This window comes from Burkholderia sp. Ac-20349, from assembly GCF_017104865.1.
GTDB classification, from domain to species: domain Bacteria; phylum Pseudomonadota; class Gammaproteobacteria; order Burkholderiales; family Burkholderiaceae; genus Burkholderia; species Burkholderia aenigmatica.
In genome coordinates this window covers 37988-52893 of sequence record NZ_JAAGPM010000024.1, presented here as the reverse complement: position 1 = coordinate 52893, position 14906 = coordinate 37988, and the positions used below count along the sequence as shown (strand labels likewise).

The window sequence follows — 14906 nt, the reverse complement described above, 5'->3', positions numbered from 1 at the left end:
CAAGGAAAGGAAGGGGAATACGACATGGCAAAGATTCTGGTGGTCGACGATTCGGGCACGGTGCGCGACGAGGTCGCGGGCTTCCTGCGCAATCACGGGCTTGACGTCGCGACGGCCGTCGACGGCAAGGACGGGCTCGCGAAGCTCAAAGCGACGCCCGGCGTGCGCCTCGTGATCAGCGACGTGAACATGCCGAACATGGACGGCCTGACGATGGTCGAGAAGATCCGCGGCGAGCTGGCGAACTCGACGGTCAACGTCGTGATGCTGACGACCGAAAGCAGCCCGGCGATGAAGGAGCGCGGCAAGGCCGCCGGCGTGAAGGGCTGGATCGTGAAGCCGTTCAAGGGCGACGCGGTGCTCGACGCGCTGAAGAAGCTCGCGGGCTGACGCACACCGGGCTTTCGCGCGCCCGCTGCCGCCCGCGCATTCAGCGCTGCGGTTCCGGCTGCGCGACCGCCGCGTCGCCGGTTGCGGCCGGCGCGCGTGGCGCGGGCGTCTGCCATTGCACGACGATCATCCCCGCGAAGATCAGCGCGACGCCCGCGATGCGGCCGGGTGTCGCGAGCCGCTGCGCGAGCCCCATCAGCCCGTAGTGGTCGATCAGCAGCGACGCGAGCGTTTGCCCGGCGACGACGCAGACGATGAAGGTCGTCGCGCCGAGCCGCGGTGTCAGGATCAGCGCGAGCGTGATGTAGATCACGCCCGCGAGGCCGCCGAGCCACATCCACAGCGGGCGCTGCAGCGCGTCGCCGACGAGCGGCGCGTTCGCGCGGGTGGCCAGCAGCATGGGCAGCACCGCGAGCAGGCTGACCGTCAACGACGCGACGCTCGCCCACAGCGGGTGGCCGAGCGCGCGCCCGAGCGCGGCATTGCTGCCGCCTTGCAGCGGCACGAGCGCGCCGGCGACGAAAGCCGCGGCGGCGAGCGGAAGGGTGGCGAAGGAAAGGGAAGTCGTCATCTTGGTCGGTGATGAAAGGATGTTGAAATGATTGTTATCCATTAAGATCGCGAATGGAAATTCGTTCTTCGGATGCTTCATATTCTTTTCATGAATAATCTGGCCCGCATCGACCTGAACCTGCTCGTGACGCTCCACGCGCTGCTGAGCGAAAAACACATCTCGCGCACGGCCGTCCGGCTGCACCGCAGCCAGCCTGCCGTGAGCCATGCACTCGCGCGCCTGCGCGAAATCTTCGGCGATCCGCTGCTCGTGCGGCGCGCGGGGCGGCTCGAGCTCACCGCGCGGGCGAACGAACTGGTCGAACCGCTGAACGACGTTCTCGGCCGGCTCGGCGCGCTGATCGAGCCGCAGGCGTTCGATCCGTCCGCGGCCACGCGCGTCTTTCGCATCGCGATGTCCGACTACGGCGCGCGGATCGTGCTGCCGGCGCTCGTGAAGACGCTGCGCGCCGATGCGCCGGGCATCGAGCTGATCGTGTCGCAGGCCACGCGCGAGGCGATGCGGATGCAGCTGATGGACGGCGAGGTCGATCTCGCGCTGGGCGTGCTGCCCGCGTTGCAGCGCGACCTGCACGCGCAACCGCTGTTCGTCGAATCGTTCGCGTGCCTGGCCGATGCGAGCCGCCTGCCGGCTGGCGGCGAACTCGCGCTCGATGCCTGGCTCGCGCGGCCGCACGCGCTGGTCGCGATGCGCGACGGGATGGACAACGAAGTCGATCGCGCGCTCGCGCGGTTGAGGCACGAGCGGCGCATCGCGGTGATCCTGCCGTTCTGGAGCGTCGCGAACGACCTGATCGCCGGCACCGACCTCGTGCTGACCGTCGCGCGCCGCAATCTCGATCGCGTGCGCGACGACGCGCGCCTGCGCGTGTTCGAGCCGCCGTTTCCGATCGATTCGTTCGAGTTTTCCCAGTACTGGCACGCGCGCCGGCACGGCGACGCCGCGCATATCTGGCTGCGGCAGACGATCGCGCGCGTCGCGAGCGGCGGGTAGCCGCGCGGCGCGGCCGGCAGGGCGCGCAATTTACAGCGCGCCGCGATATCCGTATCCTGCGGAATGCCGAGGGCGGCGTGGCGGCGCGACAGGCGCAGCACGCCCGGCATCCACAACAATCAGGAACGGGACACCTTCCCATGAAAATCAAGATCGAGCGGGCACCGCTCGCGCGCGGCGCATGCGTGATGCTGATGGCTGCGCTGGCAGGCGGGTGCGCCGGCACCGGGCAGCAGCAGGCACAACAGGCCGCCGTTGGCGGCGGTTCGTCGTACACGTGCAACCCCACGCAGGCCGACGGACAGGCGACGGCCGGGAGGGGCGCCAACGGGTGCTATTTCGTGCTGCACGATCCCGCGACGAAACAGGTGCTGCCGAACACGCACTACGCATTCGCGCTTTACACGAGCGCAGCCCAGGACAACCAGGAACTCGAGGTCGAAGGCACGACCGACGCGCAGGGGCGTACGGTCTACGTGCGTTCCGCCGCGCCGATCGATGCGGCGCGCATGGTGCTCGTCCGCACGGTCGGCGACGGCCCGATGGGGCGCATCCCGGTGCTGGTCCGGCCGCAGGACGGCAAGCGCATTCCGTTCGCGCAATACAAGGTCACGGGCTGCAACGGCCCGTATGAAGGCGTGACCGACGAAACGGGGCGCGGCGTGATGTACCGCTGCAAGACGCAGTCGAAGATCGAGGTGTCGTTCTATCAGTCACGCAAGTAGGGTGGGCGGGATGGTGTCCGGATCCGGCCGCACCGCCGCGCAGCAGACCGAGACGCTGATCGCGAAGGGCATCGTCTTTACCATCGCGGGCACGTGCATGCTGGTCGGCACCGCGCTGTACGCGCAGTCGACGCGCGAATTCCTGCGCACGTCGGTCGTCGTGCCGGGGCGCGTCATCAAGCTGAACGCGGGCCCGCATCATCCTGAGATCGCATTCACGACGCTCGCGGGCGAGCAGGTCGAATACCCGCAGGGCGGCTCGGTGAGCGAGCAGGACGGCGCGACCGTCGAGGTGCGCTACACGCCCGACGAGCCCGGAATGAGCGCGCGGTTGAATACGTTCGGCGCGATCTGGGGCGACGTACTGATGTTAGGCGTGATGGGCGTCGTCTTTTTCCTGGGCGGCGTCGGTCAACTGCGGTCGGGCGTGCGCGCGTGGCGCAGCGGCCGCAAGCGCGCGTGACCGCTGGCGCCGCACCGAATCCTGCCGAACTCCGTCGAGCAGAACATTATGAAACGCCTGCACGAGACTGCCGGGCCGATCTGGTTGACGCGCGAACGCTCGCGTGCGCGACATCGCTGCAGGCTGCCTCGTCACTTCAAAGAGCATTCCGACATGACCATCCGCTTGATACCGTGGCTGATCGCGATCGGCACCGCATGTGCGGGCCTGGCCGCACACGCGGCGGGCACCGCGCATTCGCTTGACGAGGTGCCGGGGAAGTTCAGTTCGCCCGAAGCACGCGCCGCGTACGCGCGCGACATGAGCGGCGCGCCCGAACAGGACGGTTTCGGCGTACACCTGCCGCCCGGCTTCACGAAAGAGGCGCTGGTCGCGCAGCTTGCACCCGGCCAGCCGCTTGGGCGCGTCGTGCTGGTCGGCGCGAAGCCGTGGCCGCAGCGCCCCGGTGCGTTTGTCGCGATCGTCTGCGCGGCACCGACCGACGGCCTCGCGCGCGACGTGCTGCAATTCCGTGCGCCCACCGATTGTGAGGGCTATGAGCGCCACACCGATGCCGATGAAACGAAGGAACTGGTCTGGCTGGGCGTGTTCGAGCGCGGTCCCGACGGAGCGCCGCACCTCGTCGCACGTACCGAACAGCCGCTCGACCAGGCGATCGACTGGAGCCAGACGAATATCGAGAGTCCCGACCCCGCCAGGACGGACGACGTCGCAATACGGCCCGAGCGGTGGTTGCGGTTCGATCTCGCCCCCTACGCGCTGCGGGCGGGCGATGCGGCATTCGGCGTGCGGGCAGGCTGGTCGGCCGGTTATTCGGGCGGTGGCGCATCGTTCGAGGCGTTGTACCTGTTCCGGATCGACGGCAAGACGCTGCGCGTCGTGTTCGCGCAGCCGATGATGTACTACGAGGATCTCGCCGGCGACTGGCATCGCGATGGCACGCGCGATCACGACATCACGGAGGCCAGCAATACGCTGAACGTGCTGCCGACGTCGACGGAGGGCTTCCACGACCTGCAACTGCGCCAGCGCGGCGGCAAATGGCGCCAGACGTTTCGCTGGTCGCCGGCCGACGGCGAGTATCAGCCGCGCTGAAGCGGCGCGATCGTCGACGGCCACGCGCTTCGAACATGACGCAGACATCCGGCATGCAGGTATTCAAGGGCGGCCTCGCCGTGCTGACCGGCACGGTGCTGCTGGCCTTTGCGGTCTTCGATTGCCAGTCGACCCGCGATTTCATGCGTGAGTCGATCGTCGTGCCGGGGCGTGTGGTCCGGCTGACCTACGGGCCGCATCATCCGGACATCGTATTCACGACGCGCGCGGGCGAACGTGTCGAATACCCGCAAGGCGGCGCGGTCGACGTCCATCTCGGCGAGGCGGTCGAGGTGCGCTACCTGCCTGCGGAACCGCGCATGAGCGCACGGATGAATACGTTTGGCGCGATCTGGGGCGACGCCCTGATGATCGGCGGGATGGGCGCCGTCTTTTTCCTGCTCGGCGTCGGCGAACTGCGGTCGGGCGTGCGCGCGTGGCGCAGCGGGCGCAAGCCGGCCGCGCGTTGACACACGGGCGCGCTACCGGGCAGAGGGCCCGGCCGTCGCGAATTCCTCGACGACGGCTTCGATCACGGCCTGCACGCGCGCGGTCTTGTAGAGATCGGCATGGGCGACGAGCCACACGTCGAAATGATTGCATCGCGGCGCCATGAGACGCACCAGTTCGGGCTCCGCGTCGGCGCGGAAGCACGGCAGCTCTGCAATGCCGAGCCCCGCTATCGCAGCCTCGACCAGCATCATCGTCGACGAGGTCTGGAACATCACGCGGCCGCGCGAAGTCGGTTCGCCGCACAGCGCATCCCACATCGTCGGCACCACCGGCTGCTGGTACATCACCAGATCGTGTCCATCGAACGCGCTCCCCGCGACCGGTTCGCCTCGCTCGGCCAGATAGCGGCGCGAAGCATAGATGCCCGTTTCGAGATGCCCGAGCCGCCTGACGATCAGATCCGGCGAATCCGGCCGCAACGTGCGAATCGCGAGGTCCGCATCCCGGCGTGTGAGGTTGGCGATCTCGGCCGATGTCACGCACACGACGTCGATGCCTGCATGCCTGCGCCGCAGGCGGGCGATCGCGGGCACCACGAAGCGCTTGCCGAGCGAGTCGGTCGTGGCGATGCGCACGGACCCGGCCAACTGCTCGTCGAGCCCCATCACGCGGCGTTCGATCGTGAGTGACGCCCGTTCCATCGCTTCGGCCGGTTCGAGCAGGGCTTCGCCCGCGGTCGTCAGCACATAGAGGGTCGGCGTTCGAAGAAACAGGCGGGCGGAGAGTTCATCTTCCAGCGCGGCGATCCGGCGTCCCACCGTCGCCTGGTCGACGTTCAGTTGCGCCGCGGCGCTGCGCAGCGTGCCGGTGCGCGCCAGGGCCAGGAAGAAGCGGGCGTTGTCCCAGTTCATGCGGGTCGACTGTGTCATCGGGCGGGGCGGTGTGCGGGGAGGGTGATGCAAATCTGCATCAGGTAAATGCGAAATTACCACTTTTCTGCATCGCGGTCCGTTTCTAGACTCCCGGCATCCGTCTGGAGGTTTCATGTCCGATTGCAATCCTGTATCCGTCCCCGTGCCGATGACGGCCGCGCATCGCCCCACGGCGCGCGAACAGCGTTTCACGCTGGCGCTTGTCGCGATCGGCATGTTCATGGCGGTCCTCGATTCGACGATCGTCAACGTGGCGCTGCCCGCGATGCGGACCAGCCTCGGCGCGACGGTTGCCGAACTCGCGTGGATCGTCGACGCGTATACGCTCAGCTTCGCCGCGCTGATTCTCGCGGGCGGCGCGCTGTCCGACCGGTTCGGCGCGAAGCGCGTGTATCTCGCGGGGCTGGCGCTGTTCGTCGGCGCATCGGCGGCGTGCGGCGTCGCGGGGTCCGTGGCCATCCTCGTGGCCGCGCGCTTCGCGCAGGGCATCGGCGCCGCGCTCTTCCTGCCCGCGTCGCTCGCGGTCGTGCGCAGCACCTTCGACGTGCCCGCCGAGCGTGCGCGGGCGATTGCGGTCTGGGCGGGCATCGCGTCGGTGGCCGTCGCCGTGGGGCCGGTGCTGGGCGGCATCCTCGTCGACGATTTCGGCTGGCGCAGCGCATTCCTGATCAACGTACCGACCGGTGCGGTCGCTTTTGCCGGCGCGGCGGCACTCGTTCGGGCATCGGTCGCGCAGCATGTGCGCCACTTCGATTGGGCCGGCCAGGGTGTCGGTGCGACGGCGCTCGGCGCACTGTGTTTTGCCGTGATCGAATTGCCGACGCGTGGCGCTGGCGCTGCGGACGTCTGGGGCGCGTTGCTGGTCGCCGGGCTCGCATCGGTCGTGCTGATCATCGTCGAGCGGCGTGCGCGCAATCCGATGGTGCCGCTGGCGTGGTTTCGCAATCCCGTCTTCGTCGCGATGAACCTGATGGGCAGTCTCGTCTATGTCGGCTACTTCGGCTTGCTGTTCGTACTGAGCCTGTATCTGCACGGACGCTTCGGCATGAGTGCGCGGCAGACGGGGCTGACGCTGTTGCCGTTCGCGCTGAGTTTGTCGCTGGGCAACCTCTTGTCGGGAAAGCTGCATGGCCGCGTCCGCCCGGTCCGGTTGATGGCGAACGGCCTTGGGGTGGCGGCGCTGGCGATCCCTGCGATTGCGATCGCGCTCACGCTGCGCGCGCCGTGGCCGGTGGTCTGGGCGGTCATGGCCGCATTCGGCACCGGAACCGCGCTGTCGGTGGCGCCGATGATCGCGACCGTGCTCGAACAGGTGCCCGCGGACGCGGCGGGCGTCGCGTCAGGATTTCTCAATGCGGCGAGACAGGCTGGCAGCCTGCTCGGCGTGGCCATCGCAGGCGCCGCGACGATACTGTTGCCGGATCTGACCGAGGCGCTGTGGGCGATCGCCGCGGTCGGTTGCGTCGCCTATGCGATCGCCGCCTTTGCCGCGCGGACGGCCGGCAAGGCGAGTGGCACGTGACTGGACGCCACACGGAATGTGGAGGACCATTTGATCACCACGATGCCGTGAACGTGTGTGCATCAACGCCGCGCGTTTGCGCCGCATCGAATCGTGCCGAACCCCAACGAGCGGAACAACATGGAATCCGATCAAGAGACTGCCGAGCCGATCCTGCTGCGCGACGCGCACGACGGCGTCGTCACGCTGCGGTTGAACCGTCCGCAGCAGTTCAACGCATTGTCCGAGGCGATGCTCGCCAGCCTGCACGATGCGTTCGACACGCTGGCAGCCGATCCGCACGTGCGCTGCGTCGTGCTGGCCGCCGAAGGCAAGGCGTTCTGCGCGGGCCACGACCTGCGGCAGATGCGCAGCAAGCCCGAGCTCGACTATTACCGCACGCTGTTCGCGCAGTGCAGCCGCGTGATGCTCGCGATGCGCGCGTTGCCGGTGCCGGTGATCGCGCGCGTGCACGGCATTGCGACGGCGGCCGGCTGCCAGCTCGTCGCCGCGTGCGACCTGGCGATCGCGGCCGATACCGCGCGCTTCGCGGTATCGGGCATCAACGTCGGGCTGTTCTGTTCGACGCCGGCCGTTGCCTTGAGCCGCAACGTCACGGCGAAGCGCGCGTTCGACATGCTCGTGACCGGGCGCTTCGTCGATGCGGCGACGGCTGCCGCGTGGGGGCTCGTCAACGAGGCGGTGCCCGAGGACGCGCTCGACGCGGCCGTCGCACGCAAGGTCGCCGAGATCGTCGCGAAGAGCCCGGCCGCGGTGCGGGTTGGCAAGCAGATGTTCTATCGCCAGCGCGAGTTGTCGCTCGACGAAGCCTATGCGTATGCGGGCGACGTGATGGCGCGCAACATGATGGAAGAGGATGCGGGCGAAGGGATCGACGCGTTTCTCGAGAAACGGAAGCCTACGTGGCGTTCGTAGTGCGTTGTCGAAGGGGGCGTTGAACGGCGCGGCAGGGCCGTCATCCACGCCGTTTCCGCCCGCCGCAAAGCAAACGGGCCGCCCGAGGCGGCCCGCCAATCCAGCGGTACGCAAGCGACGCGAGCGCGCGCCGCCGCCTCGACGCCGGTCAGCGCCCGTAGCTTCCGGTGCGCAGCGTCGGCTGTTCGCTCGACGCACCCGGCGGCACGATCACGACCGGCACGCGGCGCGCGAGTGCGCACATCAGCTCGTAGCCGATCGTGCCGCTGGCTTCCGCCACGTCATCCACCTTCACCTGGTCGCCCCACAGCTCGACATTCGATCCGATGCCCGCGTTCGGGCACGGCGTCAGGTCGACGGTCAGCATGTCCATCGACACGCGGCCGACGACGCGCGTCAGCACGCCGTCCACCGCGATCGGCGTGCCGGTCGGTGCGTGGCGCGGATAGCCGTCCGCGTAGCCGCACGCGACGACGCCGATCCGCATCGGCCGGTCGGCCGTGAAGCGGCGGCCGTAGCCGACGGTTTCTTCCGGCGACAGCGTCTGCACGCCGATGATCTTGCTCGTCAGCGTCATCGCGGCCATCAGCGGCGTGTCGGCGATATCTCGCGACGCACCCGTCGGCGACGCACCGTACAGGATCGTGCCGGGCCGCACCCAGTCGCGGTGCGCGCGCGGATGCCACAGCACGGCTGCCGAGTTCGACGCCGAGCGCTCGCCCGGAATCCCCGCCGTCGCCGCATCGAACTGGTCGAGCTGCCAGTCGACTTCGCCTTCGTCGGCGTTCGCGAAATGCATCATCAGCGTGATCTTGCCGATCGACGGCGCGCTGGCTGCACGCTCCCACGCGGCACGGAAAGCGGCGGGTCGGTAGCCGAGCCGGTTCATCCCGGAGTTCATCTTGAGCTGGATGTCGATCGGCTGCTGCGGCTTGGCCGCGATCAGCAGGTCGAGCTGTTCGTCGCAGTGCACGGCCACCGTCAGGCGGTGACGGTCGGCCAGCTCGACGTCGGCCGGCTCGAAGATCCCTTCGAGCAGCAGCACGGGCTTGTTCCAGCCGAGCTCGCGCACGCGCACCGCTTCGTCGAGATCGAGCAGCGCGATGCCGTCGGCAGCCGCGAGGCCCGGGTAGATCCGCTCGATGCCGTGGCCGTAGGCATTGGCCTTGACCACGCCCCACACGCGCGATTGCGCGGCGGTGCGGCGGATGAAGTCGAGGTTGTGGCGGACGGCGTCAGGGCGGATATGGGCGACGATGGGACGGGGCATGGCGATGTCTCGGATCGGATGTCGTTTGGCGCGCGCGGCGGCGCGGGTTCGGCAGGCTGGTGCGACAACGCACCGAGCCAGTGTTGAGCGCTATCTTATTGGTGTTCGACCAGTTTTAATTAACGTTTTTGTCGACGATTTGGTGGAAATTTTGGTGTCTGACCGGGCTGTCCGCGGCGGTCGGCGGGCCTTGCAGCCGAGTCTCCCGTCTAGAAAACCGGTGCGCGAACAGCGCGGCGCGATGCTAAGCTCTCGGCGATCTTGTCATTGATCAATGTAATCATAAAGGAGGAGACTGTTGATGACGACGTCCCAGCTGTGCCTGTTCATCGTGGCGCTGTTGCCGTTCCCGATGACGTTTCTCGCGAAGGCCCGCAAGGGCTACGACAACCGCGTGCCGCGCGACTATCTGGCGAAACTCGAAGGCTGGCGCGCCCGCGCGCAGGCCGCGCACCAGAACGCATGGGAAGCGCTCGCGCTGTTCACGGCCGCGCTGGTGGTGGCGTGGCACAACGGCGCGAACGTGCATCGCGTCGACCAGCTTGCGATGGCGTTCGTCGCGATCCGGATCGTCTATACGCTGATGTACCTGCTGAACTGGGCATCGCTGCGTTCGCTCGTGTGGTTTGGCGGGATGGCGTGCGTGGTCGCGTTGTTCTTCGCTGCGCCGTAAGCCGCGTGTGCAGGTGCGGCCGGTGGGTTACTTGCCGGTCGCGCCACCCGTGCCGCGCACGAGACGGTCATTCGATGCGGGCGCAACGATCGTGCCGGCGAACGGCGCGGCGTCCGCTTCTTCTGCGGCTTCGCGATGCAGGAAGGCGATCAGCGGATCGAGCAGCCGGTGCCGTGTCGATGGATTGCGGCGCAGCACGAAGCGCCACGATGCAGCGCGTTCGAGGCCCGGCCGCAGCGGCACGAGACGCCCGCTCCGCAGTTCCGGTTCGATCAGCGGCGTGCGGCCGAGCGCGATGCCCGCCCCGCCGACGGCCGCGCCGATCACCTGGCTGAAACTGCTGTAGCGGACGATCTTCGTTTCGAAGTCGCCCGGCAGGCCGAATTCCGCCGACCAGTTGCGCCAGTCGATCTCGGGCGTGTATTCGTTCATCTCCTGCAGCAGCCGGCAGCGGCACACGTTCCCCGACGCGAACGGATGCAGCTCGGGGCTGCAGACCGGGAACACGGTTTCCTGCAGCAGCACGTCGTCGTCGGTTTTCAGGCGGTGCGCCGGCACGTTCACGATCGCCAGATCGACGCCGTGGCGCGCGAAATCGGGTTCGTCGTCGAGCGCGACCGCGTGCAGCGGCGTTTCCGGATGGCTCGACGAGAATTCCGCGAGGCGGCGCGCAAGCCACATCGACGAAAACGACGCGTTGGCGGATACCGTCAACCGTTGCGCGGTGCCGCGAATCTCGGCGCAGGCGTCGGTCAGGCGCGACAGCGCATCGCTGACGGCCGGCAGCAGGCGCGCGCCGGCCGGCGTGAGACCGATGCCGCCGAGCCCCGTACTGCGTTCGAGCAGCCGTGCGCCGAGCGATTCCTCGAGCGCGCGGATCTGGTGGCTGACCGCGCTCGTCGACACGTTCAGCTCGACGGCCGCGCGCGCAAACCCGCCGAGGCGGACGGCCGCCTCGAAAGCCCGCAATGCGCTGAGGGGAGGGAGGTGCGACATGCGGGGTATTGTAGTTGACTCAACACCCGTTGAAAAATCATCTTTTGCCGCGCACGGGTGGCGCGGGTAGCCTCGATCCGGTCAAGAAAAAACATCATCGGACACTACCGGAGGGCTTCATGTATTTCGACCGACGACTATGGGCAATGATGGCGGGACTGCGCTGGCGGGTCGCCGCGGCCGTCGCGCTCGGGCTGCTCGCGATGGGTGTCGGGATCCTGCGCTTCGTGTTTCTCGGCCGCGTGCTGGCGCTGGTCTTTTCCGGCGCGCCGGCGCGCAGCATCGGCGAAACCGTCGTTGCAACGGCGGCCTGCGTGCTGCTGCGCGCATGGCTCGACCATCGCCGCACGGTGCTCGCGCAGCACACGGCCGGGCGCGTGCAGGCCACGCTGCGCGCGCGGCTGTTCGACCGGATCGCCGCGCTCGGCCCCGCCTGGTTCAGCGGCGAACGCACGGGCGGCGTGATGCTGGCCGTCGTCGACGGCGTCGAGCAGCTGCAGACCTTTTTCGGCACCTATCTGCCGCAACTCGTGATCGCCGCCTGCGCGCCGGTGATGATCTTCGCGGTGCTCGCCTGGTGGGACGTGCCGACGGCCGCGATCCTGCTGGTCGCGGCGCTCGTCACGCTCGCGCTGCCGCAACTCGTGCATCGCGCCGACAAGCGCGCGGCGCTCGCACGTTCGGCCGCCTTCAAGGCATTCGGCGAGGAGTTTCTCGACGCGGTGCAAGGCCTGCCGACGCTGAAGGCGTTCGGGCAAAGCACGGCGTTCGGTGCGAAGCTGGCGGCGAAGGCGCGTGCGCTGTCCGACAGCACGTTCTGGGTGCTCGCGCTCGGCCTGCTGACGCGGCTCTTCACCGATCTCGGCACCGGCCTCGGCGCGGCCGCCGCGATCGCGGTCGGCGCGTGGCGCGTGCGGCACGGCGACATGAGCCTCGAGGCGCTGCTGATCGTACTGATGGCCGGCAGCGAAATCTTCCGGCCGCTGCGCGACCTGCGTTCCGTGCTGCACCAGGGCATGATCGGCCAGTCGGCGGCGAATGCGATTCACGCGCTGCTCGAAGCGGATAGCCATGCACCGGCCAACGACGCGCCGCGTGTGACGGGCCTGCGGCCGGAGATCGCGTTCGACGCCGTCAGCTTCGCGTATCCGGGGCGCCGCGCGGACGCGCATGCGGCGCTGAGCTTCTCGGTTCGTGAAGGCGAGACGGTGGCGATCGTCGGGCCGAGCGGCGCGGGCAAGTCGACCATCGTGCGCCTGCTGCTGCGCCAGCACGATGCGCAGGGCGGCGCGATCCGCATTGGCGGCCACGACGTGCGCACGCTCGATGCCGGCCAGGTACGCGAGATGATCGCGGTCGTCGCGCAGGATGCGACGCTGTTCGACGGCAGCGTCGCCGACAACCTGCGGCTCGGCCGCCCCGACGCGAGCGACGCGGACATGATCGCCGCCGCGCGCGCGGCCAACGCACACGATTTCATCTCGGCGCTGCCCGACGGCTACGCGACGCGCATCGGCGAACGCGGGCTCATGCTGTCGGGCGGCCAGCGCCAGCGCCTCGCGATTGCCCGCGCGCTGTTGCGCGATGCGCCGATCCTGCTGCTAGACGAGGCGCTGTCGTCGGTCGACGCGGAAAACGAAGCGCTGATCCAGCAGGCGCTCGACCGGCTCACGCGCGGGCGGACCACGCTCGTGCTCGCGCACCGGCTGTCCAGCGTGATCGGCGCCGACCGCATCCTGGTGCTCGACCAGGGGCAGGTCGTCGACGAGGGCACGCACGCGGCGCTCATCGCACGCGACGGCCCGTATCGCCGGTTGATGGGGCCGCAACTGGAAGCGGCCGTCGAGTCGGTCGGCACGGCCACGACGGCCGGCGCGACCGCGCGCGCGTCGTCGGGCCCGCAGGTGCGGCCGCTGAACGACGATGCGGCGGAGATCGGCTGGCCGGAAACCCTGCAGACGCTGCTGCGCTTCGTGCGTCCGTGGACGGGCAAGGTCGTGCTGACGGTGCTGTTCGGGATCGGGCGTGTGCTCGCGTTCATCGGCGTCGGCGTGATCGGCGCGCTGGTGGTCGGCGCGGTACCGGGCGGCCACGTGAACCCGACGCTCGTTACTGCGCTGCTCGTGATCGCGCCGGTGGCGGCCGTGCTGCACTGGCTCGAATCGTGGCTCGCGCACGACATGGCGTACCGGCTGCTCGCGGAAATGCGCATCGCGCTGTTCGCGACGCTCGAGCGTCTCGCGCCGGCCGGGTTGCTGCGTCGCCGCTCCGGCGATCTCGTGTCGCTCGCGACGCAGGATGTCGAGACCGTCGAATATTTCTATGCGCACACGCTGGCGCCCGCGTTCGTCGCGGTGCTGGTGCCGGCCGCCGTGCTGGTACTGCTTGCGTCGGTCGCGTGGCCGCTCGCGCTCGTGCTGCTGCCGTTCCTGTTGTGGGCCGGGCTCGCGCCGGTGCTGGCGCGGCGCGACGTCGACCGGCTCGGCACCGGCGCGCGCGAAGCGCTCGGCCAGCTCGGCGCGCACCTGACCGAAACGATCCAGGGGCTCGCGGAGCTGACCGCGTTCCAGGCCGTCGCGCGCCGTCGCGCAGCGTTCGTGGCCGAAGTCGATGCGTACCGGAAGCAGCGTGCGAAGCTGCTCGACGACCTGTCGACGCAGAGTGCCGCACTGGAAGTCGCGAGCGGGCTCGGCGGGTTGGCCGTCGCGGCGCTTGGTGCGCTGCTGTGCGCGCGCGGCTGGTTTCCGCGCGAGTCGTTGCCGCTGCTGGTGCTGATTGCGGTGGCCGCCTTCATGCCGGTGGCCGAGATCGGCCAGGTCGCGCGCCAGCTTGCCGACACGATCGCGTCGACGCGCCGCCTGCGTGCGCTGGAGAAGGAGCCCGTGCCGGTGACGGACGGCGCGGAGGCGATGCCGGCCAATCCGGCGGTGCGTTTCGAAGCCACGTCCTTTACGTACCCGGGCCGCAGCGTGCCCGCGATCGACCGCGTGAGCTTCGAGGTGCCGCCGGGCAGCACGGTCGCGCTGGTCGGTGCGTCGGGCGCGGGCAAGTCGACGGTCGCGAGCCTGCTGCTGCGCTTCTGGGATCCGCAGCAGGGCCGCGTGACGCTCGGCGGCGTCGATCTGCGCGACTTGCGGCTCGACGACTTGCGGCAGCACATCGCGCTGGTTGCGCAGGATACCTACCTGTTCAACGACACGCTCGAAGCGAACATCCGGCTCGCCGCGAACGACGCGTCCGACGCGGACGTGCAGCGCGCGATCGACCATGCGGCGCTCGGCGACTTCGTCGCGCGGCTGCCGGACGGGCTCGCGACGCGCGTCGGCGAACGTGGCGTGCAGTTGTCGGGCGGCCAGCGTCAGCGTGTCGCGATTGCGCGCGCGTTCCTGAAGGATGCGCCCGTGCTGATCCTCGACGAAGCGACGTCCCATCTGGACACGATCAGCGAGCAGCAGATCCGCGCGGCGCTGGAAGACCTGATGACGCAACGCACGTCGATCATCATCGCGCACCGGCTGTCGACCGTGCGCAATGCCGACCTGATCCTCGTGATGGCGCACGGCAGCGTGATCGAGGCCGGCCGGCATGCGGACCTGATGGCACGGCAGGGCGCGTATGCGCGGCTCGTTTCGCATCAGGCGAGCGGGGTGGCGGCGTAAGCGACGCAGCATCGGCGCGCGGCCGGCTGGCGGGGCCGCGCGCATTCCGCAACCTGCGTTGAATCGTGTCGGCGGTTGCCGGCATCGCGGAGGGTAGCCGCCCCGGCACGGCATGACGCCGCGTCGAATCGCCGACGATTCATGCTGACAAACGCGTGAACGGCGGCGATCCGCGCCGTGCGGTCGCGCCGTCATCATCCTCTCGGGCGTGATGTCCTGGACGGCAACCCCGCCCGACCAGCCCAC

At 69.0% G+C, this 14906-nt stretch carries 14 protein-coding genes; 10 read left to right on the top strand and 4 right to left on the bottom strand.

Annotated features, from left to right (window positions below; genetic code table 11):
• Positions 1-24: 24 nt before the first annotated feature.
• Positions 25-390, top strand: a complete 366-nt coding sequence (locus G3N61_RS11735; RefSeq protein ID WP_011355572.1) for a response regulator — start codon at positions 25-27, stop codon at positions 388-390.
• Positions 391-430: 40 nt separating this feature from the next.
• Here G3N61_RS11735 and G3N61_RS11730 read toward each other — a convergent pair whose 3' ends face one another.
• Positions 431-961: a DMT family transporter gene (locus G3N61_RS11730; protein WP_089453338.1), complete on the bottom strand. Its 531-nt coding sequence runs from the start codon at positions 959-961 to the stop codon at positions 431-433.
• Positions 962-1051: 90 nt separating this feature from the next.
• Between G3N61_RS11730 and G3N61_RS11725 the strand changes: the two genes are divergently transcribed.
• The 5 genes from G3N61_RS11725 to G3N61_RS11705 all read left to right on the top strand — a co-directional run bounded on the left by G3N61_RS11725 (position 1052) and on the right by G3N61_RS11705 (position 4710).
• Entirely contained in the window at positions 1052-1957 is a 906-nt protein-coding gene (locus G3N61_RS11725) for a LysR family transcriptional regulator (protein ID WP_205822467.1), read from the top strand.
• Positions 1958-2097: 140 nt separating this feature from the next.
• The gene (locus tag G3N61_RS11720; protein ID WP_205822466.1) at positions 2098-2682 is read left to right on the top strand and encodes a hypothetical protein; all 585 of its coding nucleotides are present in this window, start codon (positions 2098-2100) and stop codon (positions 2680-2682) included.
• Between the two features lie 10 nt (positions 2683-2692).
• Positions 2693-3145: a DUF3592 domain-containing protein gene (locus G3N61_RS11715; protein WP_205822465.1), complete on the top strand. Its 453-nt coding sequence runs from the start codon at positions 2693-2695 to the stop codon at positions 3143-3145.
• A 153-nt stretch (positions 3146-3298) separates the two neighbouring features.
• Entirely contained in the window at positions 3299-4240 is a 942-nt protein-coding gene (locus tag G3N61_RS11710) for a hypothetical protein (protein ID WP_205822464.1), read from the top strand.
• 35 nt (positions 4241-4275) lie between these two features.
• Positions 4276-4710 (top strand): DUF3592 domain-containing protein, encoded by a 435-nt coding sequence (locus G3N61_RS11705; RefSeq protein ID WP_205822463.1) that lies wholly within the window; start codon positions 4276-4278, stop codon positions 4708-4710.
• 12 nt (positions 4711-4722) lie between these two features.
• On the opposite strand, the gene G3N61_RS11700 is transcribed toward G3N61_RS11705, so the two are convergent.
• Positions 4723-5604: a LysR family transcriptional regulator gene (locus G3N61_RS11700; protein WP_179258825.1), complete on the bottom strand. Its 882-nt coding sequence runs from the start codon at positions 5602-5604 to the stop codon at positions 4723-4725.
• Between the two features lie 133 nt (positions 5605-5737).
• Here G3N61_RS11700 and G3N61_RS11695 point away from each other — a divergent pair, with 133 nt between their 5' ends.
• On the top strand, positions 5738-7147 hold the full coding sequence (locus G3N61_RS11695) for an MFS transporter (RefSeq protein ID WP_089453250.1): 1410 nt from the start codon (positions 5738-5740) through the stop codon (positions 7145-7147).
• A gap of 120 nt (positions 7148-7267) precedes the next feature.
• Positions 7268-8062, top strand: a complete 795-nt coding sequence (locus G3N61_RS11690; protein ID WP_122949759.1) for an enoyl-CoA hydratase — start codon at positions 7268-7270, stop codon at positions 8060-8062.
• Positions 8063-8210: 148 nt separating this feature from the next.
• Here the strand turns inward: G3N61_RS11690 and alr are convergent, their stop codons facing one another.
• Positions 8211-9332 (bottom strand): alanine racemase, encoded by a 1122-nt coding sequence (gene alr / locus G3N61_RS11685; protein WP_205822462.1) that lies wholly within the window; start codon positions 9330-9332, stop codon positions 8211-8213.
• A 301-nt stretch (positions 9333-9633) separates the two neighbouring features.
• On the opposite strand from alr, the gene G3N61_RS11680 reads away from it, so the two are divergent.
• On the top strand, positions 9634-10005 hold the full coding sequence (locus tag G3N61_RS11680; RefSeq protein WP_043179313.1) for an MAPEG family protein: 372 nt from the start codon (positions 9634-9636) through the stop codon (positions 10003-10005).
• Positions 10006-10032: 27 nt separating this feature from the next.
• On the opposite strand, the gene G3N61_RS11675 is transcribed toward G3N61_RS11680, so the two are convergent.
• A complete protein-coding gene (locus G3N61_RS11675; RefSeq protein ID WP_205822461.1) occupies positions 10033-11001 on the bottom strand; it encodes a LysR family transcriptional regulator in 969 nt (322 codons plus the stop codon).
• Between the two features lie 119 nt (positions 11002-11120).
• Between G3N61_RS11675 and G3N61_RS11670 the strand changes: the two genes are divergently transcribed.
• Entirely contained in the window at positions 11121-14660 is a 3540-nt protein-coding gene (locus tag G3N61_RS11670; RefSeq protein ID WP_205822460.1) for an ABC transporter ATP-binding protein, read from the top strand.
• Positions 14661-14906: the final 246 nt, after the last annotated feature.

Excerpts from the sequence above, each read along its gene's own strand:
- G3N61_RS11735 (WP_011355572.1), top strand. The coding sequence starts at position 25 with ATGGCAAAGATTCTGGTGGTCGACGATTCGGGCACGGTGCGCGACGAG.
- G3N61_RS11730 (WP_089453338.1), bottom strand. The coding sequence starts at position 961 with ATGACGACTTCCCTTTCCTTCGCCACCCTTCCGCTCGCCGCCGCGGCT.
- G3N61_RS11725 (WP_205822467.1), top strand. The coding sequence starts at position 1,052 with ATGAATAATCTGGCCCGCATCGACCTGAACCTGCTCGTGACGCTCCAC.
- G3N61_RS11720 (WP_205822466.1), top strand. The coding sequence starts at position 2,098 with ATGAAAATCAAGATCGAGCGGGCACCGCTCGCGCGCGGCGCATGCGTG.
- G3N61_RS11715 (WP_205822465.1), top strand. The coding sequence starts at position 2,693 with ATGGTGTCCGGATCCGGCCGCACCGCCGCGCAGCAGACCGAGACGCTG.
- G3N61_RS11710 (WP_205822464.1), top strand. The coding sequence starts at position 3,299 with ATGACCATCCGCTTGATACCGTGGCTGATCGCGATCGGCACCGCATGT.
- G3N61_RS11705 (WP_205822463.1), top strand. The coding sequence starts at position 4,276 with ATGACGCAGACATCCGGCATGCAGGTATTCAAGGGCGGCCTCGCCGTG.
- G3N61_RS11700 (WP_179258825.1), bottom strand. The coding sequence starts at position 5,604 with ATGAACTGGGACAACGCCCGCTTCTTCCTGGCCCTGGCGCGCACCGGC.
- G3N61_RS11695 (WP_089453250.1), top strand. The coding sequence starts at position 5,738 with ATGTCCGATTGCAATCCTGTATCCGTCCCCGTGCCGATGACGGCCGCG.
- G3N61_RS11690 (WP_122949759.1), top strand. The coding sequence starts at position 7,268 with ATGGAATCCGATCAAGAGACTGCCGAGCCGATCCTGCTGCGCGACGCG.
- alr (WP_205822462.1), bottom strand. The coding sequence starts at position 9,332 with ATGCCCCGTCCCATCGTCGCCCATATCCGCCCTGACGCCGTCCGCCAC.
- G3N61_RS11680 (WP_043179313.1), top strand. The coding sequence starts at position 9,634 with ATGACGACGTCCCAGCTGTGCCTGTTCATCGTGGCGCTGTTGCCGTTC.
- G3N61_RS11675 (WP_205822461.1), bottom strand. The coding sequence starts at position 11,001 with ATGTCGCACCTCCCTCCCCTCAGCGCATTGCGGGCTTTCGAGGCGGCC.
- G3N61_RS11670 (WP_205822460.1), top strand. The coding sequence starts at position 11,121 with ATGTATTTCGACCGACGACTATGGGCAATGATGGCGGGACTGCGCTGG.